Origin of the sequence: Vibrio sp. D417a (assembly GCF_030248595.1) — a bacterium.
Lineage (GTDB): Bacteria > Pseudomonadota > Gammaproteobacteria > Enterobacterales > Vibrionaceae > Vibrio > Vibrio alginolyticus.
The window spans coordinates 293,521-315,260 of the sequence record NZ_JAHGAM010000005.1; the positions used below are offsets into that span (position 1 = coordinate 293,521).

The 21,740-nt window shown below is 45.6% G+C and carries 20 protein-coding genes and 1 riboswitch; of the genes, 9 read left to right on the top strand and 11 right to left on the bottom strand.

The annotated features are described in order from the left end of the window. Nucleotides 1-33 precede the first annotated feature (33 nt). Nucleotides 34-756: an oxygen-insensitive NADPH nitroreductase gene (gene nfsA, locus KI742_RS06730; RefSeq protein ID WP_054728823.1), complete on the bottom strand. Its 723-nt coding sequence runs from the start codon at nucleotides 754-756 to the stop codon at nucleotides 34-36. 195 nt (nucleotides 757-951) lie between these two features. On the opposite strand from nfsA, the gene KI742_RS06735 reads away from it, so the two are divergent. Both KI742_RS06735 and KI742_RS06740 read left to right on the top strand, forming a co-directional pair. Continuing rightward, the gene (locus KI742_RS06735) at nucleotides 952-1,593 is read left to right on the top strand and encodes a MarC family protein (RefSeq protein ID WP_005374889.1); all 642 of its coding nucleotides are present in this window, start codon (nucleotides 952-954) and stop codon (nucleotides 1,591-1,593) included. 190 nt (nucleotides 1,594-1,783) lie between these two features. Continuing rightward, nucleotides 1,784-2,656 (top strand): patatin family protein, encoded by an 873-nt coding sequence (locus KI742_RS06740; RefSeq protein ID WP_285385294.1) that lies wholly within the window; start codon nucleotides 1,784-1,786, stop codon nucleotides 2,654-2,656. Between the two features lie 53 nt (nucleotides 2,657-2,709). Here the strand turns inward: KI742_RS06740 and gbpA are convergent, their stop codons facing one another. The 3 genes from gbpA to KI742_RS06755 all read right to left on the bottom strand — a co-directional run bounded on the left by gbpA (nucleotide 2,710) and on the right by KI742_RS06755 (nucleotide 6,702). Then, nucleotides 2,710-4,173, bottom strand: coding sequence for an N-acetylglucosamine-binding protein GbpA (gbpA, locus tag KI742_RS06745; RefSeq protein WP_285385291.1), 1,464 nt, complete (start codon nucleotides 4,171-4,173; stop codon nucleotides 2,710-2,712). Nucleotides 4,174-4,270: 97 nt separating this feature from the next. Next, a riboswitch (cyclic di-GMP riboswitch) is annotated at nucleotides 4,271-4,371 on the bottom strand. A 268-nt stretch (nucleotides 4,372-4,639) separates the two neighbouring features. Continuing rightward, on the bottom strand, nucleotides 4,640-5,140 hold the full coding sequence (locus KI742_RS06750) for a fasciclin domain-containing protein (RefSeq protein WP_005374896.1): 501 nt from the start codon (nucleotides 5,138-5,140) through the stop codon (nucleotides 4,640-4,642). Between the two features lie 80 nt (nucleotides 5,141-5,220). After that, nucleotides 5,221-6,702, bottom strand: a complete 1,482-nt coding sequence (locus tag KI742_RS06755; protein WP_248486121.1) for a cryptochrome/deoxyribodipyrimidine photo-lyase family protein — start codon at nucleotides 6,700-6,702, stop codon at nucleotides 5,221-5,223. A gap of 108 nt (nucleotides 6,703-6,810) precedes the next feature. Between KI742_RS06755 and KI742_RS06760 the strand changes: the two genes are divergently transcribed. Further along, nucleotides 6,811-7,116 carry a DUF6482 family protein gene (locus KI742_RS06760; protein WP_005374898.1) on the top strand — a complete coding sequence of 102 codons (306 nt, stop codon included), beginning with the start codon at nucleotides 6,811-6,813 and terminating at the stop codon, nucleotides 7,114-7,116. 68 nt (nucleotides 7,117-7,184) lie between these two features. Here KI742_RS06760 and KI742_RS06765 read toward each other — a convergent pair whose 3' ends face one another. Together KI742_RS06765 and KI742_RS06770 are read right to left on the bottom strand one after the other, a co-directional pair. Continuing rightward, entirely contained in the window at nucleotides 7,185-8,165 is a 981-nt protein-coding gene (locus KI742_RS06765; protein WP_017634441.1) for a rhodanese-related sulfurtransferase, read from the bottom strand. 463 nt (nucleotides 8,166-8,628) lie between these two features. Further along, nucleotides 8,629-9,924: an alpha/beta fold hydrolase gene (locus KI742_RS06770; RefSeq protein WP_285385289.1), complete on the bottom strand. Its 1,296-nt coding sequence runs from the start codon at nucleotides 9,922-9,924 to the stop codon at nucleotides 8,629-8,631. Between the two features lie 210 nt (nucleotides 9,925-10,134). Here KI742_RS06770 and KI742_RS06775 point away from each other — a divergent pair, with 210 nt between their 5' ends. Beyond that, a complete protein-coding gene (locus tag KI742_RS06775) occupies nucleotides 10,135-11,292 on the top strand; it encodes a D-alanyl-D-alanine carboxypeptidase family protein (protein WP_285385288.1) in 1,158 nt (385 codons plus the stop codon). Between the two features lie 66 nt (nucleotides 11,293-11,358). Here KI742_RS06775 and KI742_RS06780 read toward each other — a convergent pair whose 3' ends face one another. Next, nucleotides 11,359-14,016 (bottom strand): alpha-amylase family glycosyl hydrolase, encoded by a 2,658-nt coding sequence (locus KI742_RS06780; RefSeq protein WP_285385286.1) that lies wholly within the window; start codon nucleotides 14,014-14,016, stop codon nucleotides 11,359-11,361. A 129-nt stretch (nucleotides 14,017-14,145) separates the two neighbouring features. After that, the gene (locus KI742_RS06785) at nucleotides 14,146-15,609 is read right to left on the bottom strand and encodes an AraC family transcriptional regulator (RefSeq protein ID WP_285385284.1); all 1,464 of its coding nucleotides are present in this window, start codon (nucleotides 15,607-15,609) and stop codon (nucleotides 14,146-14,148) included. Nucleotides 15,610-15,776: 167 nt separating this feature from the next. Between KI742_RS06785 and KI742_RS06790 the strand changes: the two genes are divergently transcribed. Further along, entirely contained in the window at nucleotides 15,777-16,430 is a 654-nt protein-coding gene (locus tag KI742_RS06790) for an oxygen-insensitive NAD(P)H-dependent nitroreductase NfsB (RefSeq protein WP_005480118.1), read from the top strand. 69 nt (nucleotides 16,431-16,499) lie between these two features. Beyond that, complete coding sequence (locus KI742_RS06795) at nucleotides 16,500-16,790, top strand: putative quinol monooxygenase (RefSeq protein WP_005499915.1); 291 nt, start codon at nucleotides 16,500-16,502, stop codon at nucleotides 16,788-16,790. Here the strand turns inward: KI742_RS06795 and KI742_RS06800 are convergent. Then, nucleotides 16,787-17,710, bottom strand: a complete 924-nt coding sequence (locus KI742_RS06800) for a LysR family transcriptional regulator (RefSeq protein ID WP_140355243.1) — start codon at nucleotides 17,708-17,710, stop codon at nucleotides 16,787-16,789. The genes KI742_RS06795 and KI742_RS06800 overlap by 4 nt on opposite strands. Nucleotides 17,711-17,860: 150 nt before the next feature. Between KI742_RS06800 and KI742_RS06805 the strand changes: the two genes are divergently transcribed. Continuing rightward, nucleotides 17,861-18,079, top strand: coding sequence for a VF530 family DNA-binding protein (locus KI742_RS06805; protein ID WP_005396617.1), 219 nt, complete (start codon nucleotides 17,861-17,863; stop codon nucleotides 18,077-18,079). A gap of 795 nt (nucleotides 18,080-18,874) precedes the next feature. Here KI742_RS06805 and KI742_RS06810 read toward each other — a convergent pair. Then, nucleotides 18,875-19,327, bottom strand: coding sequence for a thioesterase family protein (locus KI742_RS06810; RefSeq protein WP_005374933.1), 453 nt, complete (start codon nucleotides 19,325-19,327; stop codon nucleotides 18,875-18,877). Nucleotides 19,328-19,537: 210 nt separating this feature from the next. Between KI742_RS06810 and KI742_RS06815 the strand changes: the two genes are divergently transcribed. After that, the gene (locus tag KI742_RS06815; protein ID WP_005374935.1) at nucleotides 19,538-20,302 is read left to right on the top strand and encodes a ferredoxin--NADP reductase; all 765 of its coding nucleotides are present in this window, start codon (nucleotides 19,538-19,540) and stop codon (nucleotides 20,300-20,302) included. 180 nt (nucleotides 20,303-20,482) lie between these two features. Beyond that, nucleotides 20,483-20,929 (top strand): RDD family protein, encoded by a 447-nt coding sequence (locus tag KI742_RS06820; protein WP_025768614.1) that lies wholly within the window; start codon nucleotides 20,483-20,485, stop codon nucleotides 20,927-20,929. Between the two features lie 60 nt (nucleotides 20,930-20,989). Here the strand turns inward: KI742_RS06820 and KI742_RS06825 are convergent, their stop codons facing one another. Then, nucleotides 20,990-21,661, bottom strand: coding sequence for a DUF2057 domain-containing protein (locus KI742_RS06825; RefSeq protein WP_017634411.1), 672 nt, complete (start codon nucleotides 21,659-21,661; stop codon nucleotides 20,990-20,992). Nucleotides 21,662-21,740 lie beyond the last annotated feature (79 nt).

A 21,740-nucleotide genomic window follows, 5' to 3' on the forward strand; every position in this document is an offset into this window, starting at 1 on the left:
GAGGCCTTTTTTGATCCTATCGTATTGTAGTCATCACCTTTTAGTGAGCCCTTTTCTGTTTAAGTAAGGCAGGATGTGCGGACGTGATTCGCCAGCCAGTTTACTGGTGACTTCTTGTGACCAAGTACTCTGTTTTTGATTGCTCGAACGGTTTGCATAGTAGTTTCGCATAGTTTGGTCATACGTCTGAATATCATCCAAGTTTAGATATTGATACTGATTCTCATGCACCACGACATGCTTAGGTAGGCGAGGTTTTACTTCAGGGGCTTGATCTGGATGACCAAGACACATACCAAACAAAATGGCAGTATTTTTAGGTAAACCTAATAATTCGTCTACTTTTTGGGCATTGTTTCGTAAACCACCAATATACACACCTCCTAGTCCCATCGACTCCGCCGCTAGCAAGCAATTTTGTGCCATGATACCCGAGTCTACAGCGCCTATTAGCGTTAACTCGGTAAAGTCAGCTTGAACATCTGGGTTGATACTGGCGTGGCGCTGGTAATCAATACAAAACACCAAAAACTCAGCCGCGCTTTCAACGTACCCTTGATTTCCGGCATATTGAGCTAATAGTGTACGTTTTTCTTTGTCGGTCACGCGGATAATTGAAACGACTTGCAACATGCTTGATGAGGACGCCGCAAGGCCGGCTTGAAGAATGGCATCTAATTGTTCGCTCTCAATCGGTTGTGAGGTGAATTTTCGAATTGAGCGGTGATTGAGAATTGTTTGAATCGTGCTGTTCATGGTGACTTAACATCCCCTGTTACGTGTAAAGGCTGAAGACTCACCTTAGCGACATTTGATGAGTCGGTAAACTATCTCAAAAGAAAAACAATGCTTGGCGCATAAGTGTGAAGGCGAATCGAGAATACACCACTCTTTCTGTTTGAGAGCGTATATACTGTTTTTAGAATCAATAATTTAAATGCAGTGGAAAATATGAAAGAACTCATTGTTCATACAGTTACGGTGTTTATGGGCTTCTTTGCCATCATGAACCCTATCGCCAATATCCCCATCTTTTTGAGTTTAACTGCTGATGAAGATAAAGAAACCATCCGTTCCATTGCGCTCCGCTCAGTCTTTATTGCATTTATTATCATCGCGATATTTTCTATTGCAGGTAAGTTAATTTTTGATTTGTTTGGTATCACGCTTTATGCATTGCGAATAACAGGCGGTATTTTGGTGTTTTTGATAGGTTTTAACATGCTTCAAGGTGATTCGACGCATCAGAAAACCAAAGAGAAGGCGTATTCACCAGCTCAGCAACGGGCGGCATTGAGTATTGCAGTGTCTCCATTGGCGATGCCAATATTAGCTGGGCCCGGAACGATTGCTACCGCGATGAACTTTGCGACAGCGGGTGGTTTCGATCAAACCATTATTACTATCGTTTCTTTCGCTGTCCTTTGTGTGATCACCTATGTACTGTTTTTGTTTGGAGACAAATTGGTCAAAGCGGTTGGACCAAGTGCTCTAAATGTTGTGACTAAAATGATGGGCTTAATTCTAGCGGTTATTGGTACTCAAATGTTTATTGATGGCGCGGGCGAAGCCTATAAAACGGTTTTCTCCTAGATTTCTCTTGGACCTTGCCACCTTGGTTAAGCCCGCAATTACATTTCTAACGGGTACGGATTTTTTGAACTTTAGTTTTCATTTTCTAAGAGAGAAATAAATAGACTTCACCTATTTCAATAATAAGAATATTCAATTGTTGTGATTGCACGAATTTCATTACTCTTTTGGCAAGGAGAATGGGGGAAATATGGCAACAAAAGCAATTGTAGTAGAAGGTGGCGCGATGCGAGGCGTCTTCGCAAGCGGAGTGTTAGATGCGTTTTTAGAGCAGAGTTATAAACCGTTTGATTTTGCAATCGGTGTATCTGCTGGTGCATCAAATTTGATTGGGTATTTGACCGACTACCCGCATCGCAGTATTAACGTCATTACTAAGCTGGCCACAAGCAAACGCTTTTTTGACCCGACTCGCTTCGTTAAAGGTGGGGACCTCATCGATGTGAAGTGGCTGTTTGAAGAATCTAATCGCTTGTATCCCGTCGATGAAAATAAACTGTTTAATGGCGTTCCTTTTTTCGCAGCGACAACAAATGTAGATACAGGGCAGGCAGATTACTATCGCGTGACACGTGATAATTTTCACCATGCGATTGAAGCGACAACAGCATTACCGATTGCCTACAAGCATACCCCTTGTTTTTCTGGTGGTTGTTATACCGATGGTGGGGTCGCTGATTCTATCCCAGTGCGTGAAGCTTATCGTCGAGGGGCTCGCGACATAACCGTAGTACTCTCTCACCCGCTGAATTATGCCAAAAAGCCAGTTAAGACCACATGGCTGATGAAGAAACTGTTTGCGGAGCACCCCAAAATGGCGGATGCGATGTTAAGACGTGCAGATAACTATAATCAATCATTAGAGTTTATTCGTAACCCTCCACCAGGAACACATGTTAGGGTAATTGCCCCACCAGATAATTTTCATGTTCAGCGCTTATCAATGCGACAATCCGTTTTACTAGAAGGGTATGAAATGGGACTGATTGAGGGGCGAGCGCATCTCACTAGTTTATCTGGTGTTCATGGTTTAGACCGGGAAAATTGTCATTTTTGCGTTTGATTATAAAAGAGCCTCATAGTGAGGCTCTTTTTACTTAACGTTCGAAGGGTGATTTAGTTGACTTTATCCCAAGCCATCTCCCAGTGTGAACCTATTCCAGGCTCGTAATGGTTTGCGCTTTCTTTCCACTGCATACAGTAACCAGAGTATGGGAAAGGTTTACATTGATAAATGCCCCCGTCGCTGGCAAGCACTTTTGTGCCCGCAGTGTAGCTAGATAGTCCTTCAGGGAAGACAAAATCGTACTCACCAGATGGTGGTGGAATAACTGACTCTTCTTTTAAGTGAAAGTCGAGTGTTTGCTGATCCACCAAGTTGCCATCTTTGTCCTTAATACGTGTCACGAGCATATGGTGCCCCGGCTCTGATTTACTTAAAGCGAGCGATATCGCCTCTACCGAGCCGTCTTTCATTTCGTTTGCCCAACTTGCAAGTGGTTCGCGATGGTGATTGTAAACGGTGAGTTCTGCATTTAAATCGCCTTCAGCAGTTAGTGTCAGATCCAACGTTGTCGGTGTTGACTCAATGATATACTCGTCTGCTAAGCCATCTACTGTGAGTGAGTATTCTGGGACAGGAGTTTCAATGTTATAGCCGATCTCTACTCGCTCAAGGCCGCTATTTGCTTGCAGATACACCGGATTAGTACCATAAACAGGAGTGAATTTATCCTCTGCATACTGCCCGGCTTGCAGTTTTGCTTGTTCTTGGTTTAGCTTAGTCGCGAGTGCGTAAGACCAGTTTTTCGCTTGGCCCATTGCTGCATCGGTAATTTCTAGTTCAGTTCTATACGCCACGTTTTCACCTGCTTGATCAAATACGCGTGTATAAACCGAATCCCCAATATTTAAATCCATTGTAGGAATAATTTGACCGCCTTGCTTCCAACCTGGAATAACGGGACTGTCACCATCAAATTTCACATCGATCACGTTATAAAATGAGGCTGCAGTGTCGCCAACATCCCATACTGCCAGGATGACATGGTATCCCTCGCGAGTAGGCACATTACATTGATGGCTTACCTGTTTCGGGGGTTGAACCATATTGCCGTCGACGACACAGAAAGGAGTTAGATCAAAAGAGTCTCGTGATAGTGAAGCGTTTGGGTTCCAATCAGGCTTGGTGATGTAATATTTCCAGTCGCGCGTCACGTGGTTAGCGGTAAATGTCCATTCAAAAGTTTGTGTACCTGCTTGAATAGGGCGTTTTACCCAACGGTCGGCAGTTTGCTCATCAAGGGCAGCTGCTAAAGCGGTTTCGGCACTCGCTATTTTACCATCGCGAGGCCCTGTTTCGGGAAAGCCATCAGGGCCTTCAACGCTTTGCGGTTCATATTGAATCGCACCGCAGTTATTATTTTTTTCGTTAGTATCTGGCGTTGGATACTTACATAGTGCCGAGCGACTTGCAGCGACACCACCATTGGTTTCTGATACATAACCGTGAGCCGCAGCACCTGAGCTAATGCTCGCAAGTGCTAACGCGAGTACGGATTTGGTTGGAAATGATTTCATCACATGTCCTCTGTTATGGCTGACAAACTAATGTCACACCCCGGCGCATGCTGAGCATAAAGCAACGCTACAGCAATTGGACTTCGTAACACTGCGTTATGGTAACCCCGCTATCATGAGCATTCTTTTAGATTTTTAAATGCTGACAGACCGGAAGCTTTGCGTCCCACCCTTTCGAATGGTTTGCCGAAATGTGATTGAGCAGCCAAAATTTAGCTTAAGAATTTACATGTGGAAAAGTAAACGTCACTGACATGGAATCCTGTTCTCAAATTGAAAGATAACGATATCTTAACCTCGTCAATATTGTGCAGTGTCGTATTGCAAGGTATTGATTTTAATTTTGTTTTTATCCTTTTTATAGTCATGGTGAATGAGTGGGGATTGGGGATAAGTGGAGAGGAATCGTGCTAAGGGTGGAAGAAGTTCTGTCTAAAGGGCGGATTGTACCGCCCTCTGAATGGTGTTATTTCGGCATGATGACAGTATCAATCACGTGAATGACACCGTTTTTAGCTTTCACATCGGTTGCAATGACATTTGCATCGTTAACCATGACTTTATCGCCCATGGTTTTAATCATGACATCTTGCCCCTGAACCGTAGTCGCTTTGTCTAGCTTAACAACATCGGCAGCCATCACTTTCCCTGGGACGACGTGATAAGTCAAAACAGATACTAACTTGTCTTTGTTTTCCGGCATTAAGAGCATGTCGACTGTGCCGTCTGGCAGTTTTGCAAAAGCGTCATCCGTTGGTGCAAAAACAGTAAAAGGGCCTTCCCCTTTGAGAGTGTCAACCAGGCCCGCTGCTTTCACCGCAGCAACAAGCGTATTGAAAGAGCCATTTTCAGCGGCAACGTCGACAATATCGGCTTTCATCATGCCATGCTCATGAGCCTGAACGGGAAGCATAAAAGATAATGTCGCCATCAGTGTCGCCGCGATAACTAAGATACGTTTGAACATAATGTGTTCCTTACTAGTTGAGGGTACAACGGATTCCCTGGAGTGTGTTTGCATTTGTACGCATCGTGATTGAAAGATGATCATCGCGTCCTACTTTCTTTTGAGGGTCTAACATGTCGCGCAAGAATTCGTCTGCCTTCTTGTTTCACATCAGCTCGTTTCCGCCACGTCCATAAGCGCTCTCTTGCTGCCTTAGCTGCGTTGTCTGGTGCGATAATAGGTGCAAGGTAACGGCTATCTGGCTGCAATTGATACATGACAGCTTCCATCTGGGTCATTGTCCAGGGCTCGAATAAAAGAGGGGGAGGAACCATTTGTAACTCAGGCACCCACTTGTAGATGAACGTACCGTTAGGATCATGTTCTTGGGCTTGCTTGATCGGATTATAAATACGGATTGTGTTAGTCCCGGTTACTCCTGCTTGCATTTGGAATTGTGGGTAATGAATTCCAGGCTCAAAGTCGAGAAATAGTTGCGCTAAATGCGTTACACCTACTCGCCAATCCATGTTCATGTGGTGAGTAAGAAAGCTAACCAGCATGGCACGCATGCGAAAGTTAATGTAACCAGTGTGGTGCAAACAGCGCATGCAGGCATCAATCAAAGGTACGCCAGTATGCCCGGATTTCCATGCTGCTAACTTTTCTTCATCGAAAGTACTACTTTGTCTAATCAATGGTTCGTAAGCCCGATTAACGCAGTAAAACTCCATGTCGTATTCCGATTCGAATTTTTGGATGAAGTGACAGTGCCAATGAAGCCGTGAAGACAATGCAATTAAGCTGCGACGAAATCCAGCGACTTGCCAGTGTTTCAAAAGGTATTGATAAACTTCACGCAAGGATATGTTACCCCAAGCGAGGTATGGAGAAAGTCGAGTACAGGCTGTGCGTGAGGCTGTGGGACTAGAAATGCTTCGATAGTAATCACGACCTCGACGATGAAAAAAGTCCTCTAGTGTTTTCCAAGCGAGCCGGCTTCCTCCCGTTTGCATTCCTTTGCATTTTGATAGCCAGGATGATGGTGGCGAAAACGAACAGCCGAGAGCTTCTGCATCCAATGAATGCAATAAGTCGGTTTGGATCTCAATAGGGCTTATTGAGGCTCTCATGACAGAGTCCCAATGTTTGTCCCAACCTTGCCGGTTTTTTGCACCTCTGATAACAGCACCGTGTTCGAACTCAAACCAGTCGATGTTCTGCTCATACAGCCAAGCGGCAACTTGTCGGTCTCGTTCAAAGGTGCAGTTGAGTCCTATTTCTTGGTGAGAAAAAACAGCGTTGATTTGATATTGCGCTTGAATTGATTGGAAACATGCTAAGGCATCGTCAAACAGCACCGTGATTCGATGCCCATACGCTTTGAGCGTTTCATCCATGTCTTGCAGTGATTGCCAAACAAATCGCCAGTGGCGCTCAGAATAGTGTGGGTTGTTCAATAGCAATGGTTCAACAATATACAAAAGCACAGTTGGGTGCTTTGTTGATAATGCTTGAGTTAGTGGTTGATGGTCAGTCAGCCTCAAATCTCGCTTTAACCACACGACATTGATTGTTTGCATCGGAATCCTCTTTGTTTCCGATGTTGTACGCAAGTAAACCGAAGAAATCTCATCCAATGATCGGTTTTATTCTACAAAACGTAGAGGTAACTTTCAGGGAGGTGACACATGGCAATACCATTGAGTAAGTTACAAAAATACTTCTATGTAGACAAATTGGTCATTCATTCGCTTGATCTCGCATTGTACCAGGCATCTGTCGTGATTGATGGAGAAGCGCAATTTATCACTGATGACAACGGTATCTTTTTGAGGGCTCATTCCCTGATCGAGATGCAAAAGAAGTGCAGGAATATCAAAGCAAATAAGCAGGTTCTAGTGCATCAAAGTGCTTATGATGAAATGGTGGGGCTACCCGAAGGCAAAAGAGACAATCAACTAGAGGTATTGGTGAGGGATACAAAATTGTATTGAAAGAGTATTGGTGCGTAGTAAAAGCGAGCCACCATACGGCAGCTCGCTAAATATAAGGAGAGTTGGGCTTAGTCTTGTTTACGCTGCGCTTCTTTTTGCGCGTACTTAGCGGCACGTCGGGCTTCTCTTTGCTTGGCACTTTCACCACCAACATGCTGCTCGCCTCGCTGCTCTGCAAGAACAATTTGTTTTTCACGCTCGCGGAATCGAGCAATTTGTTCTTCTGAGTGTGTGCCGTGACATTTTGGACAGCTCACGCCTTGCTCGAACAATTCTGACTGTTTGTCTTCTTCAGTGATCGGTAGACGACAAGCGTTACATAAATCGTAATCTGCTTTTTCTAGCTGGTGGTTCACGGCAACACGACCGTCAAATACGTAACAATCGCCTTCCCACATGCTCTCTTCTTGAGGAACTTCTTCAAGATATTTAAGAATGCCGCCTTCTAGGTGGTAGACCTCATCAAAGCCCTGTTCTTTCATGTAAGCAGTTGATTTTTCGCAGCGGATACCACCGGTACAGAACATCGCAACTTTCTTGTGTTTTGCCGGGTCCATGTTTTCTTTTACATAGTCTGGGAATTCACGAAAGGTTTCAGTATTTGGGTTTACAGCGCCTTTGAATGTCCCGATCTCGATTTCGTAATCATTACGTGTATCGACAACAAACACTTCAGGATCAGCAATAAGATCGTTCCACTCTTGAGGTTTCACGTAAGTCCCCACTACGTGGCGAGGGTCTATACCTTCAACACCTAATGTTACGATCTCTTTTTTCAATTTCACTTTGGTGCGATTGAATGGCTGGGTCTCAGAATACGACTCTTTGTATACGGTGCCAGTCAAACGAGGTTCGTTGTTTAGCCACTCCAGTAGCGTATCAATACCTGCACGATCAGATGCAACAGTACCGTTGATACCTTCACTTGCCAGTAGTAATGTTCCGCGAATATGGTGTTTTTCCATCAACGCAAGTAATGGCTCGCGTAGCTCTTGATAGTTATTCAGCTCAACAAACTTGTACAGCGCACAAACTACATACTGACTCATGAGGTTTCCTTTAAAAATACAGGTGGTCAACGACCTTAAAATTTTAGCGGCACGAAGTATACCTGACTAAACTAGTCGGAAATACGGACAAATTATACGGATATTATGAGTAGGCGGGGCCTGGCGGTCTTTGATAGGGGGTGCATGTCCGCAGGTGAAGCCGCTATGTGTTCAAATTATAAGCATTAATTATAGTGAGTCAGGTAGGTTGGGGCCGATACTTTTGGTTTAAATTTATGTTGTTATTCTGTTTTAGGCCCTTCAAAAAAGTTAGGCGCAAGAAGCACCAAATAATCACCGGAGTCATTGACAAGGAAAGGACATGTCGCAGTTTTATACATGAGGTGGTGAGGGATAAAGGTTTAGGGACAAAGAGTGAATGACTGATCGCCATTGTTCATAAACCGCTATAAACGCCTTTTCACCACATACTGAAAAGGCGTTTTTCTAACGTCTGCCGTGCTTATTTCAACGTAGCTGCGGTCTGTTTGCCCATGGCTATGAGCCTATCGAGAATACGTTCACCGTCGGCACGCAAACCGTTGTGCTCGTACTCGTTGGTGAACCACGCTTTTGAATTTGGGATTAACGCGAGCGTCTCTCGGCTGATATCCATTTCAACAAACATATCATCGGCGTAAACGGCGCAACTGACAGGCACTTTATTTTGAGCCAGTTGAGTTTGATCGTACAGCGCAGCCCAATCTTGTTTCGCGGCTAATATTTCTGCGGCGTCTTTTAGTGGCTTGAGGTTAACGTATTGGTCGAACATCCATGGGAAGACCATTTCCCCCGTAAAGTAAAATGGCTTGCCAGATTCATAATTAAACTCTGGTCGGGTTTGGCGAACGCGGTGCGCACTCCAATTCGACGCGAAGCTTTGGCAGTAAATCGATTCATGTAAAATGGCGTAGATCGGGTTGGTTTGGAAGTTTTGCTGCGCCAACATATCGTTTAAGAACTCATAACGAAGTTGTGGTTTGCCGTTCACTTCAATCAACGCGCTTTCTAGCCAATAGTAAGTTGGTAAGAAAGTATCACTCACACCAAAGTTGATGCCGATTTGTTGAAATTGTTCCACCGTGAAGCGTTGACCATTTGGTAGGTACTCTTCATTTTCTAGCAAGTGATTCGCAATGTTTTGGCAAAGTTGTTGCGCACTTGGAAATTGTTGGAAGAACGCTTGGTTTTTCTCCATGGTGCGTTTGAAAGTGGCTTCATACACATCGTCGGCATGACGTGAGACTGATGGCACGCCACCTGTGATGTAGCTTTGTAGCAAGCTGTCTGGGAACAAAGACAAATAGGTGAGGGAGCAAAACCCACCAAAGCTTTGACCTAAGATCGCCCATTTTTCGACGCCAAATTGCTCACGAATGTATTCCGCGTCGCGCACGATGTTATCCGCTCGGAAGTGGCTCAAGTAGTCTGCTTGTTGCTCTGGCGTGAGGTGAGCAAGCGTCTGGTGATTAATTACGCTGCTGTTGCCCGTACCGCGCTGGTCGAGAAGCAAAACTCGGTACTCTTGCAGGGCGCGTTTTACCCAGCCATTATTGCCGTTTTGACGTGGAGAGGGAAAGCCAGGCCCGCCCTGAAAGTAAACCAACCAAGGTTTGGTCGATTCTTCATCGCCAACTAGGCAAACCGAACGGGCGAAGACTCTAATGGTGCCTTTGCTTGCGTCTTGGTAATCCAGAGGAACGGTAAAACTGTGGGGAGTGTAATGCAATCCTGCGTCGATAAATGATTGAGCGTTCATTGTTATCTTTATTTCCTTATTGAGGGGTAGCGCTACTTTACTGCGAATGGCGCGAAGAACCAACGCTATTTCCCAATTGCCTCTTCAGTTCTATACCTTGGTCAAATCAATGTAAGTTCAAGAAAATGAAACGATTAGCGACTGGTGCAACTGGTTGAGTGAGCTATGCTCAATAGAGTTGCGACAAAGTAAGAGCATGGAGGAAGTCGGATGAAAGTGTCACTGGCTCGATGGACAATTGTGACTTGTTTAATAAGCGTACCTACTTTTGCCGTTGTTACGCCCAACCCACCTCAGTTACAGGCAAAAGGCTACGTATTAATGGACTTTCAATCCGGTGCCATTATTGCCGAGTATAACGGGCGAGCAGGCCTTGCTCCGGCGAGTTTAACCAAGTTGATGACCGCTTATGTAGTTGGACAAGAAATCAAAGCGGGGCGTTTGAAATGGGATGATGTTGTCACCGTGAGCGAAAACGCGTGGTCGGCCAAGTTTCCCGGTTCTTCTAAAATGTTCATCAAACCGAAAGATGAAATTAGTGTTGCGAACTTAATGCGCGGCGTGATCATCCAATCAGGAAATGACGCGTGCGTTGCACTGGCTGAGCATGTTGCAGGCAGTGAACGCGGCTTTGTTGCCTTGATGAATGGTTGGGCGGAGAAATTAGGACTGCAAGACACCTATTTTGTGAACTCCCATGGTCTTGATAGTGATGGCATCCAAACCTCACCAACCGATATGGCAAGACTCATGCAGTCGATCATCAGCGATGTTCCTGATGTGTACGCGCTATACAGTGAGAAAGTCTTCAAGTGGAACGACATTACGCAGTACAACCGCAATAAGTTGTTGTGGGACAATTCCATTGATGTCGACGGGGGAAAAACCGGCTACACCAGCAATGCCGGATACAGCTTGGTGAGCTCGGCCAAAGAAGGAAGAATGCGCCTTATCTCGGTGGTGATGGGTACGCCAAGTAAACAGGCTCGGATCAGCCAATCGAAGAATCTACTCAGCTATGGTTTTCGCTTTTATGACACCAAGCAAGTTGCTAAACAGGGGGAAGTTGAGTCTAAAGTTCGCGTTTGGAAGGGAAATGCTAATCAAGTTGAGGCGATCTTTGCTAAAGATGCCTATCTCACTCTGCCTCGTTCAATGACGGCTGGGCTTGATAAGAGTGTGGTGTTAAATGAACCGTTGATTGCGCCGATCGCGCAAGGAGATGAGATTGGTAAGGTCGTTTGGAAAAGCGATGACAGTACCGTGGCGAGTTATCCCTTGGTCAGCAGCCAAGCGGTAGAAGAGGGCTCGTGGTTCGGTCAGCTTTGGGACAGTCTGGTGTTGTGGGTGAAATCGTTCTTTAACTAGAATAAAAACGAGCTTTTTTGTTGATGACCGCCCAGCTAAACGCTGGGCGGTGTTTTATTTAACCGTTTATTCCGACAAGGTGATGATTGGTAAATCGTCCCAAATCTTACTTTCATCCGATGCGCCACCGGAGAAGTTCCAAGGGCCTTTGTCTTGTTCTAGCGGACGGTAAGTTGCCGAAAGGCCGTCTAAGTCCCAAGTCGTGACATAGAAGCGGATACCATCGAGCGAATCTGGGCGGCCTAGTGCATCGCTAGCAAAGTCCATCGAAATGGTGTTGTTGGCTTTGTCTACCGTGACCATTGGTGCTGGCGTTACGGCTTCTCCCCATGTCGTCGCATTTGCTCCTTTGGTGTTGTAAATCGAGCTTTGCCAGCCAAAAACAACCGCATTGCGACTCCAGGTTCCGTTTGGCATAGAAGCGTTGATCTTCGGTAGCTCAGACAAGTTGGTTGCGGTTTCTTCAGGTAAATCAATAAAGATGGTGAAACCCACGTGGTCGAAGCCGTTTGGTGGCAACCAAGTGTCGGTGATTTTGTCCATAGTGAAGGTCAAACGTACGTTACTGCCAACGGTAAACACTTCTGCCTTGTTGATTGCGAGTTGGCTGTTGTCTTTGTCGAACGTTGGATCGGTTGGTAATGAGTAGTTACCGTTTGGACCGCCCATGCCGTCTTGTGCATCGCCCGCATCATCAATGGTGTCATCCGGCGAGCTTGACCAGCTTAGGTTGGAGACAAAATTCACGTCCTCGATGCCTGCTTTTTTCTCGGTGGAATAAATCGCGAAGCGGTGCTGTTGCTCGCCAATCGCAAAATGACGAGTCGACAGCGTGACACTAAACTGACCATCATCGCCTACAGTAATGGTTTGCGCTGTTTCCAAGTTACCATCGACGACGAGGTTCAACTTCTCGTTGGCGTTCGCACTACCCGCGATAACAATATCACCAGTGATGGTTTGTCCTTCCCAATCCTGCGCTAGTTGGATGTTGAGGTCTGGCGTATCTACAGATTGATTGCTGCTTGTTTTTGAGTAAATCACTGCAGACTTGGCTGGTAGCTCAAGGGTTACGTGACCATTTTCATCTGCGATTAACTGTTCTGGAGCTTCTGCCCAGTTCGACATGATTTGTTGTTGGAAGACGGTGCCGCCAACTTGTTCTACATCGAGTTGGTTCATCAACATCGGCGAGTTGGATGTGTTCATCACAACCAAGACTTCGTCGTTATCCAACGTTCGGGTAAAGGCGAACACGCCCGCACCCGCTTTATCGCTGCCAATCACTTTCATTTCGCCGCGTGTCATGACTTTGTTTTCAGTGCGTAGCTTGGCAAGTTCTTGAATAAACAAGTACATCTCACTGTTTTGGTCGAATGAGTCTACGTAGTTGCCATCTTCACGATACCCTCCGGCGAACATCGCATCGCGCGCTGCTGACATTGCTTGCTCTGTACCTTGGTAAATCACAGGAATACCCGGTACGCTCATCATGGTGATCAATGCTTGTTTCATGTCATTCACGCTACCTTGCGACAGAAAGCGCGGCATGTCGTGATTATCAATGAAGTTCGGCATGATGTATGGATTCGGGAACATCTCCATCATTTTCTCAAGACGGAAACGCAAATAGTCGGTCGGTTGCCCTGATGCAAATACGCGCGTCATGGTCGATTGCAATGGGAAGTTCAGTACCGAGGTTAGCTGTTTCGGCGAGCCACTTTCACCGATGTAAGTCAGCATCTTCTCTTCGCCTTCGGTGTGGTAAGGCGTAGATGTTTCGAATACTTCACCAAAAGTGAGGAAGTTGTCACGACCGGTATCAACCGCTTGCGTCATCACACCATCGTCGGCGTATAGGAAATCGTTCCAGAAATCGTGTTCAACAAACTTCACCGTATCGATACGGAATCCGTCGACGCCGACTTCGCGAATCCATTTTCGGTAGCTCTCTTTTAGATAAGCGCGTACTTCAGGATCGGACGTATTAAGGTCATCCAAATCAGAGAGTTGCCAGGTTTTTTCTTGTACCGGATCGTTGTGGTCGGTGATGGTTGGCGTCCAGTGGTAGCTGCCTGTGCCATCTTCTTTACACTCATTCTTGTTGAGCGGGTAAGGCAGTTCTTGTCCTGCTGGTAGCGCATTTTCAATCAAACGGAAACCTTGGCAAGGTAGGCTAGGATCGTAATTGTATGGGTCATCGTAAGTGAAGAAGTTACCTACGTGGTTGGTCACGATGTCTTGAATCAAGAACATGTTACGAGCGTGCACTTCTCGCGCTAACGCTTGGTAGCTTTCCATGTCACCAAAGTGCTCATCCACTTTTTGGAAGTCACGCGCCCAGTAACCGTGGTAGCCACCATAGTTTTGTTCTGCATCCCACCATTGGTTTGCCACTGGCGGTGTAATCCAGATAGAGGTAGCGCCTAGGTCTTCGATGTAGCCCAGTTTGTCACTTACACCAACCAGGTCTCCACCACTGAATTTCTTGTCTGAGGTAGGATCGTATTCATTCTGACCTTGATCGTTAAGCGTGTTGTCGCCGTCGTTAAAACGGTCGATCATCAAGAAGTAAATGATCTGGTCTTGCCAATCAGGAGATGCCACGTGGCTGCCTGTATCGATTGGTGTGGTTTCGTCGCTTCCACAGCCAGAGAGAGCAAGAGCGATCGCTAAAGGAAGTATTTTTATTTTATTCATTGGGTTAGGTAGAGTTTCAAACACAGTTTCTGCCTCCGTTATGCAGTAATGCAGAAACGATAAAGCAAAGGTTTGAAATGGAGAGTGTCATTTCACGCCAAAAAAGACGTGAAATGATGTCACGAAGAGACGATTTTGATCTGACCGACAGTTTTAATTGAGCGGTTGCACAATAGGATATTGTATCGGGTAATGCTCTTTCGCGAGCTCGTTGCCGGATTCATCATAAAGGCGGAAACGGCACTGCTTTGCAGTTTGAGTGAGCGATAATTGCAGCACCCAACAAGCATAATGTAGCGAGTGTTGGGTCAAGCGCATTGCGTGAGGTGTGGGGTCATCATCGGCGTAACAGTCAATCCTCGCAACGTTTTCAAGTCGGCATGCCAGTTCGATAAAGAGCGTATATTGCGCCCCAATGTTAATAAGTTGCCGAGTCGGGACAATATATTCCGCTGCGCCAATTAAAAGCCCTTTAGAAACCACATAATCACGCTGGTGGTTGTTCTCAATGTAACGCTCTCCATCGACTTCATAACACAGGCGAAAGGTAAGGGGATGCGCCACCGGAAGTTCGGTCGTTGCCCAGAGTTCGGTGCCATGACTTAAAAAACGCTCGAAGAAGGCGGGGTAGCGCCGCCATGCGCCATCACGGTCACGGCATTCTACCGAGACCACTTTTTCAAACGCAATATTGTCCACTTCCATCCAGATTTTGCCGACAGGTTGGTCGATGTGGTTATCGTCGAAGGTATTGGCTTTGGCGTAGTACAAGCGGATCGGTTGTTGATTTAGTTGAGTTCGGTTATCCAAACATTGTTGGCGATACTGCATGGGGGAAAACGGATACCAACGACGAAAAGTGCGGTGAAAGTTCGATGGTTCTTCGTAACCAAGTTGATAGGCGATTTGCTGCGTCGTGAGTTGGGTGTCGGCAAGCAAAGTGAGTGCTTGCTTTCTTTTCGCGAAATCAACGCATTGAGAGTAGCTCATTTGCTTTTCTTGCAGTCGACGTTGCAAGGTGCGTTTGGAGACGCCCAGTTGCCTTGCCGCTTGCTCTAACTTGAGCGCGTAATTGCTGTTTTTGATGAACAATGCGTTCAAAACACTCAGCAATTCTGGTTGTTCAATTGGTTGGTGAGAAAGCAGCAAATAAACATGTTTCACCAAGTCAAACACACTTGAGCTCGTTTTAGAATCTCGCGTTTCCCCTAGAAAAATATCGGCCGCGAGTGGATTGCTGGCTGGAACTTGTACCTGTATTGATTCGCTTAGCTCAAGCATTTCCAATTGCATTTTGAGCAAGCCAAACACCGACTCTGCCCAATTTGGCATATCGGCCGTTCTGCATTCGACTTGCAGATGGATTTGGGCATCACCATGTTGAAATGTGACGTACAAACGGCGGTCGAATAATGAAACACTTTTACTCCACCAAAGCAGCCCTTCTTGGAGGTTAGGCGCTTCTTTCAACATCATGCATTGCAAGGCAACCAACTTCTCAATGTGCCAATATTCGCCGGCAATTCTCAGATGATTGTGACCGAGCTTTTTGCACAGAAAGGATGTAATAACGTTATCTTGAGGCAGCATGAGTTGAGTTTGGTTGCGAGCAAACATGCATTATTGCCCAAAAGATGAAGAAGTTCAGTGAGAACGCTCAAAGCCTTTCTTATCGTTTTATTTTCAAATTTATTTTGAAAATGTTTTTAATCGAAATCGGTTTTTCCCTTTATCTCATGAGGTTATGCTGTTACACAGCTTAAGTTCATTAATTGGAGAACCTCATGGATATCGTACAAGCTGCAAAATCTCGTTACTCAACGAAAGTGTTTGACCCAACGCGCAAGCTACCTCAAGAAAAAATCGACGCAGTTAAAGAGCTGATTCGTTTTAGTCCATCGAGTGTGAACTCCCAGCCTTGGCATTTCATTCTGGCAAGCACAGAAGAAGGCAAACAGCGCATCGCTAAAGCGGCGCAAGAGAACTACGCGTTTAACGCGGCGAAGATTCTCAACGCTTCTCACGTATTGGTGTTTTGTGCGAAAACAGGCATTGATAACGACTACATTGAAGCGCTAATGGCGCAAGAAGAAAAAGATGGCCGATTCCCAACCGAAGAAGCGAAAGCGGCTGTGCGTGGTGGTCGTAGCTACTTTGTGAACATGCACCGCTTTGATCTGAAAGATGCGAATCATTGGATGGAGAAACAAGTTTACCTCAACGTGGGTACGTTGTTGTTGGGTGCTTCGACGCTAGAAATTGATGCAGTGCCAATTGAAGGGTTTGATCCCAAAGTGCTGGATGAAGAATTTGGCTTGCGTGAAAAAGGTTACACCAGCGTTGTGATCGTGCCGCTTGGCTACCACGCGGAAGATGACTTCAACGCGAAAACGCCAAAGTCTCGCTGGGACGCAGAAACCGTATTCACCGAGATCTAATTCGAGCTTACTTGCAGGTTACGTAGAACCCTGTAATCAATATATAAATCGCAAAAGAGTGATAAAACGATGATCCACTTAGTTGCAGAAGTGAAAGCCTATCCAGACAGCAAGGATCAGGTGGTGAATTTGCTTGCTGGTTTACTAGAGCCAACTCGTCAAGAAGAAGGCTGTTGCCAATACGAGTTGTATCTCGACGAAAAAGTTGATGGCCTATTTATGTTCCAAGAAATTTGGGCATCGCAAGAGGCCTTGGATAAGCATTTGCAAAGCCCGCACATGGCGGCGTTTCTTGAAACATTGGAAGAGAACGATTGGGTTGAGTATACCCAGATTCGTCCTCTTCGATTTATCGCCTAATGACAGAAGGTTGCCAGCACGTTGGCGCGTTGTTGGCAGCATTTTTGTTGGATAAAGTCGCGGAAAGTCCGAATCGTTGGCGTCAGTAAGCGACGATCGGCGCACACCATGTAGAGCGGTACTGGGCCGCAATCCCACTCTGGTAACACTCGCACCAATCTTCCCTCGATTAAGTCTCGGCTGATGTCCATCAACGATTTATTCGCAATGCCTTTGCCTTTGATCGCTAACCGATGTGGCAAGTCACTATCGTTGCTCATCAAGTTACCGCTGACCACGACTTGTTCTTTCTCGCCGTCACGCGTGAGCGTCCATTTGTTGTAGACCGAATCCGCGACCATGTAGCACAAGCAATTGTGTTGCGTTAAATCGGCAGGAGAGGTGAGTTCTGGATGTGTGGCTACGTACTCTGGCGATGCACATAAGATCCGTTCGTTTGCCCCACACAATGCCAACACGACCAGATTAGAGTCGGCCGGCTCGCCGTAGCGAATCGCAATATCGACAGGCTTGGTGTACATATCCGTCAAGCTATCGGACAGCTCTAGTTTTATGGAAACATTTGGGTAGAGAACGATGAACTCATCCACCCAATCGAGCAACATATTGCGACCAAAATCGGAGGGCGCAGTAATGTGCAGTTGACCAGATAACTCGCCACGCGCACTTGAGATCTGATCCAACCCCTCTTGCAATGTTGCCAACGCTTGCGTGGTTTTGTCTAAAAACAGTTCGCCTTCTGAGGTTAAACGCAGGCTTCGAGTGGAACGCACAAACAACGGGAAACCGATTTGCCCTTCAAGACGCTTAATCGATGCGCTAATGGCGGCAGGTGTCATGTCCATGCTGTTAGCGGCTTTTGAAAAGCTGCCTTGGCGCGCGGTTTCGACAAAAATATTGAGGTCGTTGAGGGCTTTCATCGTGAAAAGGATGTTTGTGAAGTTTGAGCTACTATAGGGGAGATGAGCAAAGTAATTCAAGCTAAACGCCTTTGAAGGTGAAAACATTAGGTTAAGTGGTCACTTTGAGTTAGATTAGCCCGCCACTTACATCGTTACTGGATTAACAACATGAGCAACGAACAGCCGAATAACCCTCTGCATGGGTTGAGTTTAGAAAAAATCGTCACCCGACTAGTTGAACACTTTGGTTGGAATGGCCTGTATGAGCGCGTTCGAGTGAACTGTTTTAAGAAAGATCCGTCGATCAAATCTTCTCTGAAGTTTTTGCGTAAAACGCAATGGGCCAGAGATAAGGTGGAAGCGCTGTACATCGAGACATTCTGCTAACCGCTCTATGGTCTGCAGCAAGCGGCAAGCAGATTCTTAGTCTCGCTATGGCTCGCTAGAATGACGTAGCTTTTCTTATCGCGTAGGCTAGAAGAGTCGCTCTACTGATACGTTTAAAGCGAGATTCCGAGTGACTCACTTAGGTTCTTCTGGAATCGCTTTTTTAGATGGTTTTGTAGAGGTCAGAGCCAAACTCGAACCGTCATTCTGAACCGCGAGGAACGAGCGTGATTCAGAATCTACCCTCAGATTGTATTGAGTTTATTCATGGCTTTATGGTCTGCAGCAAGCGGCAAGCAGATTCTTAGTCTCGCTATGGCTCGCTAGAATGACGCAGCTTTTCTTATCGCGTAGGCTGAAAGAGTCGCTCTACTGATACGCCTAAAGCGATTTTCCGGATGGTCACTTAGGCTTATCTGGAATCGCTTTTTTAGATGGTTTTGTAGAGGTCAGAGCCAAACTCGAACCGTCATTCTGAACCGCGAGGAACGAGCGTGATTCAGAATCTACTCTCAGATTGTATTGAGTTTATTCATGGCTTTATGGTCTGCAGCAAGCGGTAAGTAGATTCTTAGTCTCACTTTGGCTCGCTAGAATGACGTAGCTTTTCTTATCGCGTAGGCTGAAAGAGTCGCTCTACTGTTACGTTTAGCGAGGTTTCGAATGATTCACTTTAGGCTCATTAGAATGACGCTAGTTTTCTTATTGCGTAAGTTGGAATGGTACCTCAGCATCATTCCCGATAGCGATGAAGAAGCGCAGTCGGGAACCTCGCCTTTAATCTCTCGTTTCTTGCTACTCCAAATGATGCGTACTACCCACGGTTCCTTCCAAGTCTAAAATCGACTGGCGAACGTGATCTGGAATCGCAGCTTTAACGTTGTTCTTAAAATCGAACATCACACCAGTGGCGGTCGCGATGGTCGCAATTTTACCCCACTTCTTACTCAGCACTTGGTACTCCATTGTGATGCGATCTTCTTGCATGTCGATTACGCGAGAACCGACTAATAGCGTGTCTGGGTAAGTAACAGGCAATTTGTAGCGGCATTGAGTCTCGCTCAGTACTGGCCCAATTTGCGAGGTCTGCAGGTCGACCAGCAGGTTAATTTTGTTGAAGTAATCTAAACGTGCGGTCTCGAAGTAGCGAAAATAGACCACGTTATTAACGTGTTGCAGAGCATCCATTTCACCCCATGCGACTTTTATCTCTGTGATAACGGGAAAGTCCTTTAACAGTGTGTCCATTTTTATTGCTCCTTTTTCATCTGCTTTGCCACAAATTGCGACGCGACTTATCACTTTGAGCATTTATTCTAGATGTAATCATTTAATATGTAATAAAATTGTTTTTAAAATGTGAAATGAAATAGTGGTTTGATTATGTAAACTAGAAACTTTACATAATCGAGTTGAAGGCGTAAGTTTAACTAAGAGTAACCAGATAGGAGGTGTCTCATGATTGAACTCAAAGGTTTCAACCTCGCAAGAGTTGAGAAACGCATTGATTGGACAGGTGAGCTGTTCAGTTTGAGAATATCTGGCGCGCCTCTTTCCTTTAAAGCTGGCCAATTCACCAAGCTTGCTTTGCTTGATGATGAAGGTAAGCCGATCAGCCGTGCTTACTCTGTGGTTAATGCGCCAAGCGAGCAATTCGATTGGTTGGAATTTCTAATAGTAGCCGACCCTCAAGGACAACTTTCTCCACGGCTCCAAAAGCTTAAATCTGGTGATAGCATTTATGTCGGTGCCACCGCACATGGCGATTTAATCCATGATTCTATTCCTAAACAGGCTCATGACCTGTGGCTGCTATCTACAGGTACGGGGATTGGACCGTTTTTGTCGCTGCTGGATGATATAAACTTACCGCCTCACAATGAGCGCATTGTGCTGGTTCATGCCGTTCGTTTCGAAAAAGATCTGGTTTATAAATACCTAATTGAACAGCTTCAGCAACGATATGAAGGCAGATTAAAGTATATACCGATAGTTAGCAGGGAAGTGGTTGATGGTAAATTACAAGGCCGAATTCCTGAACTCATCGAATCGGGTTTACTGTCCAACGCCGCTGATGCGCCATTCTCAGCTCAGCGTAGCTTTGTCATGATGTGTGGGAATCCACAAATGATCAAAGATACCGTGCCCGTTTTACAAGAGCTAGGCTTGGAAAAGTATCGCCATCAAACTGGGGGAAATATCATTTACGAACGTTACTGGTAGCATTTTGTTAAATTGATACGGTTATGCTCAAGATGTAATGATTACTTTTGAGATACGACCGCGATTTAGTATGTTCTTAGTTGAATATTATGTTGGCAATACCTAAACTGCGCTCACCATTGCGCGTCTGTACACTCAGTCATTCTCGCTTAACCAATTACATTGAGGTGACTGAAGTCCATGTATGCTTTTATCGCGAGCAAGCAACAGAGAATCATTGCTGGTTTTATCGACCTGCTCTTTACGATGGTGGTCGTGTTAATCATCGCATTGAGTATTAACTCTTTTCTTAACGACTTTCAGCTCTCTTTAGCAGATAACCTCACGCTTGTTCGTGAAACTCAGGCGTTTTACTTGCTTTCTTTACCAACGGTTTTAATGATCAACTGGAATGCATTGAGTCATGGGCAAACCATTGGTATGCGCATGATTGGTATTAAAGTTGTAATGAAAAATGATAGTAAGGCAACGAAAGTTACAGCAGGGTTAAGGCTTGTTATTAGCTACTTACTGGAGATGCTCATTCCGGGGATCCCGTTGGTAAATTTGGCATTGTTGTTCTTTCATCCGGAGCGACGTTTGTTGCATGACTTGATCGCCAATACTAAAGTTGTCCAAGTTTCCTAATTTTTTGATCGAAAAAGCCACGTGAAGTGGCTTTTTTAATATCGATAAAGTTAACCAGATTTACTGTTGATTAACATATTTCTTAAAGCGAGCTTTGGTTTCTGCGTCTGCTTTTTGGTACCAGAAGTGCAGCATCTCTTCAGCTGTCGAATCCGCTTTAACCGCAGTTGCTCTCACTTGCTTCATATCCGCAGGAACCTTTGCAGGAAGCGTGACTGGCTGCATGGTCGCTGCGCCAGCAAAAGCCACGGCTGCTGCACCGCCAGCTTGGTTATAATCTTCGATTTCACGTACGTAATCACGACCGATTTGCATACCCGGTTTGAGCAACTTGTCCTGGTCAACCGCGATTGCGTTGCCTGAATCATCAACCAGTTTCCAATCTAAGTCTTTGATCTTCTCTTCCGCATCACGTAGGTTGCGGTATTCTGGCATTTGTAGAGTGAGTTCGGCATTGGTCGCGTCAAATCGTGTAACGATAACATCGCTTTCAACACTTAAACGGTCATTACCTTGGTTGAAGTAAGGGGCGAAACGAAATACGACTTGGTTAAGGCCATCAGGTAACGTCAGTGTTCTTTCAGAGGCGAAAAAACCACCCGAAAGATCTGCTTTTTCACCGTTAGCCGCCAATACTGAAACGTTGTCAGGAACACTCACGGTTACATCTGCGAATGCCATGCCACTCATTGCGAGAGCAAGCGCACAAGTTAAAGGCTTGATCAATTTCATTGTTTTTATCCTAAGCAAATTAGTGGTCATCGAGAGTGCATCGTTCATTGCCCGATTGCAACTCCCAAGTGTAATAAGT